Below are 12,702 nucleotides of genomic sequence, written 5' to 3'. Positions count from 1 at the left end.
TCTTTATATTTTACCTCCTGATTGAAACCAACAAGCAGGAGGTTATTGATTACAATAATACAATTACGGACGTTCTTCCAACAATACGAATGAATGATTATCCAAATAAAGCTTCACATCGCCAGCACCTGGATTATCAGCTGAAATCATCTTTAAATCGTATCTTTTTGTTGGCAAACTAGGAAAACTTACAACTTGATTTAACGTCACCCATTTTCCTTCTTCAACGCCAGTAACATCCCAAGTAATTGGTGTAAATGGATCCAGAACAATTGTAGTTAGTTGTGTTAAATTCGATCCTGTTTCAATATAAATCTCGAACGAAATTTGATAAGTATAAGAACCTTCATCAGGTAGCATCGCTTTAAAATTTGATCCCATCAATACCAAATCGGTTACACCACCCGCACTTGTATAGTTCATGCATGGTTTTTCTGATGGAGATAGACTTCCTTCTACACGAGAGAAAATTGGAGCGCTTGCTGTACCATTTTTGTTACCTGCAAAATAACCTTCGCAAAATGCTTTTTTCCAATTATCGTTAGAAATCTCAAAACCAGCCCAATTAGGATCTAATTGAGAATTTGGAAAATTCATCTTCACTTTTTGAGGAGTTGTAAAGGCTTCTAATTTACGATCATCAACCGATTTAATATTTCCTCCTGCATAGGTAATAGTCACAACATCAGTATTGTAAATCACTTCTGCCAACTCCAATTCAATTTTAGTTCTGTTATCTTCATTTACTTTTGCAGATGTTACAGCAATATCCTGACTAAATCCGGAAGTTGCATTTTCCACATGCACTGTAAAGTTTGCTTCTTCGCCGCTAAAATCTTTCACTTCTCCTGAAACATTAAAGGAAATAACTTCATTAACATCCTCGGTAAAGCTTCCATCAGCAACAATAAAAGGTTGCGACGATTGAATTACCTTTACGATGTAGGGTAGGTTTTTAACAACTTTACCATCTGGGAAACCAACACTTCTCTCTGCTGTGATGGAACCAATATAAGATCCCATTCCGAAATAATGAACCACCGCAATTGAATCGGTATTCTTACTTTCAAGAAAATTAGCGCCTTTTAAATTCCAGGTTCTTTTTGTTGAACGCCCAACAGTTGAGACATCAATATATTTTAAGCTTGAACCTGCTTCAACATAAATGGTATCCCATGTTGCTTGCTCCTCTTCCAAAGGATCCTGATCAAACGTAACACTTCCCACCAATACCTCATCTTGAAAGATTTTCACCTCAGGATTAATGGTTTGATAAACATCAACCACTAAGGATGTATCAATTACCCAAACATCTCCTTTACGAACAGAACCGTAAGGAATTGTTCCCGGATAAGTTACAGAATCGCTAAAAGTATTGTAAAGTCGTACTTTATTTAAACCAGTATTATTAAACAACACATGTATTGTTGTTTCATCAGTTGTTAAAGGAGCGTCTGCAATAATAAAATTCGTTAAATCATCGCCTACTGAAAATTCAGGACTCAGATAATTGTTTCCTTCATCTATCGACCATTTGTGCGACAGCATCCCTTGAGATATATCCATGAACGAAACATACTCACCAATATTAACTGCATACAATTCTCCAGGATGAATTCCTGTGTACCAAGAAACATCCGATAATGTATCCGGAGCTGTATAATCGTCCTCGTCACATGCCACAACAAACAGCATTGCAAAAAGTAATATGATTATTGATATATTTTTCATTTTAATTGTTTTTATAGGTTACTAATTAACGTTTGAATTGGAAATGGTCTCGTTTGATGGAATCCCAAAATAATCATGAACAGCAGGATTATAATTTAAGACTGACTGGTCATATTCGTAATCTACAATAGCGGTTTTTCCAGAATATCCAGGAGGCACACTTTTAACCAATGAAGCTCTTGACAATGTCTTATTTGTTCCATTAGTGGATACGAAGCTATAATCAATCGCGTAGTAAACTTCATTTGACAATTTTTCAAACACCTCTGCAGTTATTCCCCAACGTCTCATATCAACCCATCTTATTTCATGTCCTTCGTTTGAAAGTTCCAACGGCTTTTCAACAAACATGATTTGATCCATTAATTCATCAGCTGTATAGGCTAATCCATTATAGGTATGAGAAGCATCGCCATTTGCATTTCCAAGTAATACAAGTCCCCATCTGCTACGAATATCATTAATCAAATCAATCGCATCCTGAACATCACCATCTGTTTTCAAAATACATTCTGCTAAATTCAAATACACTTCAGCTAACCTGTCTATAGTCACGTTCTTTTCCGAATTATTGCTGCTTCCTCCCGATTCAGCTTCTTCGGTAAGATGATCGTGATTAGTGTATTTTTTAGGTCGGCTAAAACCCCAGCCATTCCATGTATAATTAGTATTTTCAGTAACGGTTCCTCCGTAATAAGCAGTTTGCTCATCTTCAACTAATGTTACCATTGCTGAGGCTCTTAAGGGAACATTTCTTAAAACGCTAACTCCTGGATTGGATTCATCCTCATAATAATTACGAGAATCCAATGGATCCATATCTTCCGACTTGTATGCATAAGCCAACCAAACTGGAGTTAAACAGCCAGTATTACCAGCAGTTCTACTAGCCCATCTCGACCATAAACTCTCCTCATCCCAACTGCTTAATTCTGTTCTATACTCAACATTATAACAAATTTCCAAAATCGATTCAGCATTCAATTCTCCAGCTTGTGTAAACATCAAATCCAAATCCTGAACCAATTCATATCCATATTCGTCGTTGTTAATTACATCTTCGAAATATGGTTTGGCCGCGTCATACTCCCCTTCAAACAAATAAGTATTTCCAAGAATTGTTGCTGCCGCACCAGCTGTAATTCGGCCTTGATCTTTCGCTTCAGTATATCTAGGTACCAAATTAGTATAAGCATAAAGTAAATCTTCACGAACAAATTCAATTGCCTCTTCAGCTGTCGATAAGCTTTTATTAAAGTCGGTTAGATCCAAAGGAACATCTTCACGAATCACAATACTTCCATTGTTATATGTTTGATAAAGGTAAAAGTGAAACAGGCCTCTAAAAAATCGAGCTTCTCCCATTTGGTTCGTCCACTCATCCATATTATCCTCAGTCATATCAGCTTTAATTATTTCAAGACCTTCAATTACTTGATTTGCTCTAAAAACACCAAGGTATAAAGCTTGCCATTTACGTTCAACTTCGGTCGTCGTACTCGAATAAGTATGATAATACCAATTTACAGGTCCTCCTCCATTTGGAGAAGGTCGTCCATATCCTGGCCATCCCATATCAGCTCTACAGCTTTCTTCCGGAATATTCAGAACGTAATGATTTAATAATGATGCATAAGTGGCTGTTAATCCAGATTTTGTATCATTTAGGTTTCTCCAGTAAGTTTCTGATGACAACAAATTGGGATCCGTCTCTTCCAAATAATCTGAACAGGATGATAATCCTATCGTTACCATTGAGACTAAGATTAATAAATACTTGAATATATGTCGTTTCATATCTTTAAAATTTAAATTTTTAACAGCACTTTTAATTTCCGTAACAATTAAAAATTAAGATTTATACCCACTAAATACATTGAGGTGACAGGATAATTTCCTTTATCAAGACCTCTAGCTTCAATTCCTCCACCAACTTCAGGATCGAATCCCGAATATTTTGTAAACGTTAACGGATTTTGTGCACTTACATAAACTCTGGCTTTTGAAAGACCTAATTTTGCAAGCATGCTGTTTGGCAAACTATATCCCACGGTGATCGATTTAAGTCTTACATAGGATCCATCTTCCAACCATAAATCTGTATATCCTTTATAATTTTCATGCGATTTCATATCTGCTCGGTAAGTAGGAATAGAAGTTTCAGGATTGGCTTCGGACCATGCATATAATAGATCTTTGTGACGTCCCCAACCATAAGCAGTGGCTTTAGCTCCATTCATAATTTCGTGTCCCAAAGCAGCATACCATTGCATCGAAAAATCAAATCCTTTGTAGTCTACAATAAAGTTTAATCCACACTCATATTTCGGAAGACCACTACCCTGATAAACTCTATCTTGTTCTGAGATTCTCCCATCACCATTATTATCTTCATAAACTAAATCGCCCATTCTTGCTGATGGTTGAATCTGTTGATATTTAGCTAATTTCTCATTTGTATCGACAATACCATCAGTGGTGTAAATAAAGAATGCTCCCGCTTCATACCCTTCTGCAAGAGCTGTAATCTGAGAAGAAGATCGAGCTCCGCCGATCAAACCAGAGTCATCAGTAAGGATAAAATCACTACCAGTAATCATACGGGTAATTTCATTCTCGTTTGTACTAAATGTACCGTTAATTCCCCATTTCACTTGTCCTGTTTGCGTTCTGTAGCCCATTGCTAATTCAAAACCCCTATTCGTCATGTCACCAACATTTAAAGTTACAGTTGTTGGTCTTCCTCCTGCAGAACCACTTGCTGAACCAGGTACTGTTACCGGAAATAACATATCTTTTTTACGAGTATCATAAACCTCTGCAGTAAGGGTTAATTTGTTATCGAACATTGCAATATCAACACCAGCATTCCACTGAACCGAAGTTTCCCATTTTATATCAGCATTCGCAAACTGGCTTTGTGTTGAACCTAATGAAAGTATATCAGAAGCATCGGTTCCAAAAGCATAATCTTTACCATTTGTGACACCTGCAGAATATGCGTAACTATTAAATCTATTATTACCTACAGTACCACGACCAATTCTTAACTTCATATCGTTAACCGTATTTTTTATAGGATTCCAGAAGTTCTCGTCAGAAATATTCCAAGCTCCGGATACTGAAGGAAACAATCCCCAACGGTGATCTTTAGCAAATTTTGAAGAACCATCGTACCGCGCACTAACACTCAACATATATTTGCTTTTGTAATCGTACAAAATACGTCCTAATGTTCCAATTTGCTTATTGGTATAGTTGGTTCCTGATCCAACCTCTGCATTTAAAGAAGTTCCATCAAGCACATCAATTGTATTGTCCAAAACACCATCTTTCTTTGCGAAAAATGCATCATAAAGCTGATCTTCCATGGTATAAACAGCTTGTACGGTGAATTTATGATCCTTGAATTTCTTCTGGTACTTTATTCCTGCCTCAAAATCTAACTTGCGGTTTTTGCTGGAAATCATGTGCACAGAACTTGAAGAAGGGTCACTTTTCAGATCTCCATTGTTATCGTATACTTCCTGATAAGGATTAAATTTCTTTCTGTAGTCTTTTGTTCCATTATAACTTAATCGGGTAGAAAAATCTAGGCCTTTAAGTAAATTATAATTAATTCTAAAACTTGTAAATACTTTTGTTCTATCTCCTTCATCGGTATTTTGAAAACTCTCCAATACAGAACCTAATCGAGTTTGCTCATCACCACCTTGCGTATAAATAGGACTCGCATCATCTTCAAGATTAACTGTTGGTTGCGTTGGATAATACTTAATTGATTGTAAAATAATGTTGCCTGGTGCACTATCGGTATCTTCTTGTGTCATACCTGCACTAGCATCAATTGTCCATTTATTTTTCTTATAAGTTGTATTGATACGCGTATTAAAGCGTTCAAAATTAGAATTAACAATTACACCTTCTGTTTTGTGATATCCTGTACTTACATTATAAGTAATTTGTTCGGTACCTCCCGATATATTCAAATTATAATCCTGAACTGAAGCATTATCTATAAAAACAAGTTTTCCTAAATCCGTATCATTTAAAAATCCTTTTGGCGATTTTGCCAGATTCAACACAATTTCATCATCAGCAGTATATGATACATTTCTATCTTTTACAACATTAAAATAAGTTTGCTCTGCGGCATTCATTACAGGTGTAGAAGATCTAATATCCTGAATACCAAAACTTGCATTTGCAGAAACTCTAAGCGATCCGGCTTTACCTTTTTTAGTGGTAACCAGAATTACTCCCGCCGCACCTCGTGTACCATAAATAGCACAGGAAGCTGCATCCTTTAAGATATCAATTGTCTCTATTTCATTTGGATTCAATCCTGGATCTCCATCAAATGGAACTCCATCAACTACATAAAGTGGATTATTTGATCCTCCAATTGAGGATAAACCTCGAATTAATATTTCTGAAGAAGCACCCGGAGCTCCCGAACTCGCAATTACATTTACCCCAGCAACCTGGCCTTGAAGTGCTTTTCCAACATCCGAAGTAACAATACGTGTTAAATCCTCTGCTTTTACTCGAGCCACAGCACCGGTTAATTCCTTTTTCTTAACAGTACCATACCCAATGGCAACAACCTCCTGAAGACCTATAACATCAGTTGCCAAATCAACATCCAAGAAGGATGCTGAAACGGTTTTTTCCTGTGAAGTCATTCCAATAAAACTAAAAATCAAAATATCACCAACGTTTGCGGAAATCTTGTAAACCCCGTCTACGTTAGTAATAGATCCAATTGTAGTACCCTTTATAACGATACTAACACCAGGAATAGGAAAACCATCCTCGGCTCCACTTACAGTTCCCTTAACAGTAAGCTCCTGAGCTTGAGCCCCAAAACTAAATGTAAATAGTACAAACAAAGTAAAAAGCAAGTATCGCCATTTTACTCTTTGTGATATGATTAAATTATTTTTTTTCATACGATTATTAGGTGTTACTTTTTATTTATCCTGAAACCTAAAATGTTCTGAATACATTCTTTGCACGCACATAGAATCTACAGACATACAGACTCTTAAATTCAAGATTTAGTAAAAAAATATTTCTTAGAGACCTCCAAGAAAAGGTAATTCCATTCATTTTTTTATCGACCTAAAACAAACAGGTATTTAATCTGGATCAAAAATCGATGAAGATAGATTCTTAGTTTCTTTCATTACAAATAGTATTTTAGATTAGTGAATTCTTTTTGTAGCATGACCAGATTAAAGTCCAACTACATGCATACAAATATCCTACATATGATAAAATAGGAGTAATTAAGGGTAAATTTAATGTAGTCCACAGTTTATAATTTGTTATGGCCTTAGGACCTAAACTTAACACCCTCATTATAGTGTTCTGATAATGAGATATCTACTTATAATTAAACTCACAATAAGAAACAACAATCAATATATTACTTAACATTATTTTAAAATCAGAAAAAAACAAAAAAAATACCCGTAAAAAAAAGTAATTCAACTTCTTCCACGAGTATTTCTTTAAACAAAATCGGCAATCCTACTTGTAGGTCACATCAATCAATCGAATGGATCCTGCAGGTACAATTACCTTACATTTCTCATTCTTCACCTCTAAATCTTCCTTACTTAAAATATCATTCACCTTTACGGGTTTTCGGTGCTGAAAATTGATTTCAACCTCTCTATCTTGAGGATCAATATATCCGGGATCAACTAAAATAACACGAACATGATTTTTATCTAGACGCACAACACTCCAAGAAGCTCCTTTTACAGCAATCAACATTTTTTCCTCTCCAACCTCAACCACTTCTTTAATTACGGGACCGAATTGTTTTGCTTCTATTTTTGTTGATCCATCGTAACCCACTTTGCAATCACTCACAAAATATGGTATTTTCTCTTTTTTGAACTTCGCCTGCATTTCAATTGGAGCCATTGGCACCATTCCATGAGGCATTTTGGGCATGTAATTCATCCATCGATACTCTACACCCAAAGCCAATTTTGAAAAATCATGATCAGGAAGACTTGTTCCTGCCCAATGCATCTGTGCTAAAGAAACAACCGCATTCTCATCTTCCTCTGAATATTGCAACAAGTTATGATGATCATCAACAGAATGAACCAATTTTTCATCAACATCCTTAATTAAATGCCACGAACCAATGGAAAGAATATCCTCTCGCTCGACAATTGGCAAGGCTCCCGATTTCATTAAAGCATATAGAATATTTAAACCTGGCTTTTCCAGATATTGATTATTGAATAAAAGTCCTGTTCTGGCTCCATAAGCTGCAAGCATAACCCCTGTCCTCAAATACGGAGATACTGAACGCTGACCTCCCGGAGTTAGCGGACGCCAACTGGTTGGATTATCATCTACCAAACGCATGCAAAAATCATCAACGTAATTTCCGGCGAACATTCCCACTCTACCTACAAAATTGATATCCTGAGTACGAGAGCTAGTATCTTCTGAAGCAGGCACTAAAATATCATTGTATTTACCTGAAAAGAACAGACCTTTCCATGGTTCTTGATGAGAACTGGCTGCCCAGAACATATTTTTATATCTGAAATACAGCTTCGCTTTTCCATTTTTACGACAAGCCTTGGCTAATCTTGGGACATACTCATTGATAAAATGATGAACACGAGGATCTTTCGTATTGTCCATTTCCGCGTAAACAAAACCATAACAAGTATTTGGTGCTACTTCCAATATGGCCTCCAATGTTTCAATTCTTAAATAAAAAGGATCGTTTCCATGACCAGCCCAAACAGCAAAAGGGATATTATTGGCTTCTTTTTCTTTTGCCATATTTACAATTTCCTCTCTTGTTAAATTGTACTTTCCTCTTCTATCCTTTTTAATTGCGTCTTTACCAATCTTAGCAACAAGATCCGATCTATCGGTATTCTCTTTCCATGAATACTGCTCAATTATTTTTATTTCAGCACCATTCAAATTTTCTACTTCAGCATTCATTTGAGCTCGAGTAATCATCAACCACTCCTTACTTGATGGTTTCTGATAAACTGGCGGTGTAAAATTCAAAGTCTGTTGGTAGAGTTTATTCAAATTACCATTCACCTCGGTCATGCGCCCTTGAAGCTGCTGTTTGCTTTTCCACCAATTCTTTTTTTGCAACGAATAGGTATAAATTCCATTTCCACCACCAACTTGACCGGCACAAATTAATTCATCAGTATCAGCCTGGTAAAGAAGATCATTAAAAATAATTCCAACATGTCTTTCCCCCCAAGTCTGAAGCATTTCCCCTTTTGAATTGAGTAGGTAAGAAATACCACCATACTGCATAACAATTTGATTTTTGTTTGGCAACAAACTTGTTCCAATCGCATGAGCATATCTTTGTTTGTCCTTTGCTTTGCCTACAAAACTTACAATCTCTTTAAATTCTCCATTCCAAGCTTTAAAAACGGCACTATTGGCATGACCAAAAAACAATAGATCATCTCGATTATCACCATCAATATCAGCAACAGATAAATCATTTACCATGAACTTGCTCCATATCTTCACTTTATTCTTCTTGTAGTCTAAAGAACTCAATACCTGTTTGGAATCAGGATCAATAAAACCCATAAAATCCCAACGATACTTATCGTGCGCATAAGTCATTACGAAAATTGTATTACGATCTTCTTCCAAAAAATCACCAATCTCAATTTTACGAACCACTCCTTCTATTTTCGTTTTGGATAACAATTTCCCTTTCGCACTCAATTCATACAACTGATAGTCATTACCTCCGGCATATATTCTTGGTTTATTGGAGTCTTTCAAAACTGCAATCTCAGAGAAGCGAACTCGATGTTCTGGTTTAAACTTCCATAAAAGTTTACCATTACTTCCCCAGCAATAAATATGTCCATCGCCACTTGCAACAAGCAGGTCATCATTGCCATCATTATTTATATCTGCAGCTTCTATTTCAAATAAAACTGCTGGCGACTGAGTTGGATTTCGCCATATTTTTTCTCCACTGGTATCATAACAAGATACACTTCCATCCAATTCTGAAATATAATAAACATTTTCTCCCTTCACTTTTGCATTCACTATATTTTGAATACTGTTGCCCTCAATTGTGAAATTTTCGGCATGCGAAAAACTAACCAAAAACAATAACAACAATGTGCTTACATATTTTATCATGATACGATCTGATTTAACGTTTTCAATGGGTACTTAATTTTTTAGAACCTTCTTTATCAGGCAAATATTAGCCCCTACTATTTTAACAAAGTACATTCCTTTTCTCAAATTCAATTTCTCTCCCGAAATTTCGAATGAGGAACCTTTTCCTTTTATATTTTGCTGATCAATTACTTTACCATTTACATCAATAATCTGAAGAAATTCAAACCCCTTACCTTCCGGCAAATTAAGCCTAAATACATGTTTGAATGGATTGGGATAAATTTTAAATTCTACCTCTAATAAATTATCCCCGATACCCGTAATAATTTCTGTATCCTCACAATCGAATGTATCTTCTTCCCCTATTATTGCATTCTTTTGACTCAAAAATCCTGATGCATTAACATCCTGAATATCTACCTTATATTTTCCATCGCCCTCTCCCTCAGCTCCATTTAATATTGCTACAACCGATGGACCAATATAAATTTCCTCTAAAGGATCCTCTTTTTTATAAAGTTGATCTCTTAAATCACAAGGAATATACTTTTCATGTTTCAACTTTAACTGAGCCGAAGAACCAAAAGTAGCCTTAACACCTGTAATTTTTGAGCTATTGGCAAAATGTCCCGGACTGATTCCAAGCTCTTCTTGTTCCTTTTTCACATAGCCTTTTCCAATACGAACTGCAAAACCACAATTTACCGAAATCACATTTTTCACCTCAACATGTCCATTTTGAATGGCATGCGGAGAAATCATTAAAGCCGCATTTCCATCTACGCAAGAGATATTTTCTCCATACATATCAAAAACACCACCTACTTGCAGCTCATTCATTTTATCGTATCCCGTTTCGAAACGAAGGGTAACACCTCCTGCGCCACTTAGATCTTTAAACAGAACATTTTTGGCTGCCTGTGCCTGAATTAAGCCATATCCGTAATGTGCATTACTGATATTCGAATTTTTAATTACACCATTTTGCGGACTGGAATACGTTCCATTGTTTTCGACATAACCAAATGTGATTGCCGAGAATTTCGTTTCCTCATCCTCCACATCCAGATCAGCTAGTAAAAAGTTCTGAACATTCTGTAATTGAAATACCCGAACATTGGTATTTTCAAGATTGGTAAGATCAAGCTTATACTTCCCCCCAATTCCTCGAATACTAACATTAGTAATCGCATTATTCTTATCTCCCAATACAAAGATTGTATAGTTTTTACTATCGATACGAGGAGTTGGATGAATTACTGCACTTTTATCAATCTCCAGATGCACATTCGATTTTAACTTTACCTCTGAAAAGTAGAAGGCTCCTTCCGGAATAATAATTCTCCCACCATTTTCCAAAGCTGTGACCTCATCAATTGCTTGTTGCAATACTTCTGAATCATCAAGATTATCATTCCCATTTGCAGCATAATCATCCACCAAGTTTTTTACCACTCCCAAATGATTGGTTTCAGTATAAAATTCATTCTCTTCCTGCGCAAATCCCTGATTTACATTGAAATAAATCAACAGAAATACAATCGGTATAAACAATCCTGTTTTCATCTTATTTAATTGCGTCCTCACCTGTAATCACTACTTTTGGCTGACTTGTAAAACCAATGGCCTTTACATTTTTAACTTCAATCTTGTATTTTCCTTTCCCTTCACCTGCAGCATCATTTACAACAGCTGCAATAGATGGAGCAATATGCACTTTTGGATCATCTGTCTTTTGAATTTTCTTGCGCAAATCAACAGGCATGTACTTAAAATGCTTCGACTTAACCTGTGCAGTCTCTCCAAATGTGGCAGTTACATTTTGTACTTTCGAAGTGCTGGCATAAGAACCTGGCTTAACGCCCAATTTTATCTGATCTTTCTTCACATAACCATTGCCAATGCGAACAGCAAAACCGCAATTCACAGACTTGACTCCATCTACTTCTACATGACCATTTTGAATTCCGTGTGGTGATATCATTACAGCTGAATTTCCATTCTCACAAGCAATGTTTTTTGCAAAAATATCGGAGATCCCTCCCACTTGAAGCTTGTTCATCTTATTATTTCCAGTTTCTAAACGAAGCGTTACTCCACCTTCACCAGATAAGTTCTTAAACAAGATATTGTGTCCTGCTTGTGCCTGAACCAAACCATATCCATAATGAGAATTATCTGTACTGGCATTTTTCACCACTCCATTTCTCGATTTGGTGTACCCTCCCTTGTAATCTGTATAACCAAAGGCAATAGACGAGAATTTGGTCATCTCATCTTTAACATCAAAATTTGCCAATAGGAAATTATCTGAATTGTTCAGCCTAAACACTGTTACATTTTTGTTTTTCAGATTTCTTAAATCAACTGTAAAGTTCCCACCAAGACCTCTTACACTCACATTTTTTACAATGGTTTTATTATCGCCCATTAGAAAAACAGCGTAGTTTTTGTTATCGGTTCTCGGTGCTGGATGAATAATCACATCATTCTCAATTTCAATATGTACATTCGATTTTAAATTGATCATGGAAAAATAATAAGTACCTGCAGGAACAATAATTCTCCCTCCATTTTTCATAGCCGACAGTTCATTAATCGCTCGTTGCAATTTTTTTGAATCATCCTTTTTATCATTCCCTTTTGCTACATAATCATCTACCAAATTCTTTACAATCCCCAACTGATTGGTTTCTGTATAAAATCGACTCTCCTTTTGTGCAAACACTTGATTTACATTAAAGATAACCGCTATTAATATAATTTGGACAACTAATTTTCTCATCTTAAAATGAATTTTAA

At 35.9% G+C, this 12,702-nt stretch carries 6 protein-coding genes; all 6 read right to left on the bottom strand.

Going from position 1 to position 12,702, the window contains the following annotated elements; translation table 11 throughout:
* Nucleotides 1-63 precede the first annotated feature (63 nt).
* Nucleotides 64-1,731, bottom strand: coding sequence for a hypothetical protein (locus tag ALGA_RS14255; RefSeq protein WP_096430116.1), 1,668 nt, complete (start codon nucleotides 1,729-1,731; stop codon nucleotides 64-66).
* 21 nt (nucleotides 1,732-1,752) lie between these two features.
* A complete protein-coding gene (locus ALGA_RS14250; RefSeq protein ID WP_096430114.1) occupies nucleotides 1,753-3,528 on the bottom strand; it encodes a RagB/SusD family nutrient uptake outer membrane protein in 1,776 nt (591 codons plus the stop codon).
* A 47-nt stretch (nucleotides 3,529-3,575) separates the two neighbouring features.
* The gene (locus tag ALGA_RS14245; protein WP_096430112.1) at nucleotides 3,576-6,683 is read right to left on the bottom strand and encodes a SusC/RagA family TonB-linked outer membrane protein; all 3,108 of its coding nucleotides are present in this window, start codon (nucleotides 6,681-6,683) and stop codon (nucleotides 3,576-3,578) included.
* A 583-nt stretch (nucleotides 6,684-7,266) separates the two neighbouring features.
* Nucleotides 7,267-9,915, bottom strand: a complete 2,649-nt coding sequence (locus ALGA_RS14240; protein WP_096430110.1) for a PQQ-binding-like beta-propeller repeat protein — start codon at nucleotides 9,913-9,915, stop codon at nucleotides 7,267-7,269.
* Between the two features lie 33 nt (nucleotides 9,916-9,948).
* A complete protein-coding gene (locus ALGA_RS14235) occupies nucleotides 9,949-11,466 on the bottom strand; it encodes a T9SS type A sorting domain-containing protein (protein ID WP_096430108.1) in 1,518 nt (505 codons plus the stop codon).
* Nucleotide 11,467: 1 nt separating this feature from the next.
* Nucleotides 11,468-12,685 carry a glycosyl hydrolase family 28-related protein gene (locus tag ALGA_RS14230; protein WP_096430106.1) on the bottom strand — a complete coding sequence of 406 codons (1,218 nt, stop codon included), beginning with the start codon at nucleotides 12,683-12,685 and terminating at the stop codon, nucleotides 11,468-11,470.
* Nucleotides 12,686-12,702 lie beyond the last annotated feature (17 nt).

Source organism: Labilibaculum antarcticum (assembly GCF_002356295.1).
GTDB lineage: Bacteria > Bacteroidota > Bacteroidia > Bacteroidales > Marinifilaceae > Labilibaculum > Labilibaculum antarcticum.
Note: the sequence above shows the minus strand (reverse complement) of the source record. Positions and strands in the feature narration are given on the sequence as shown.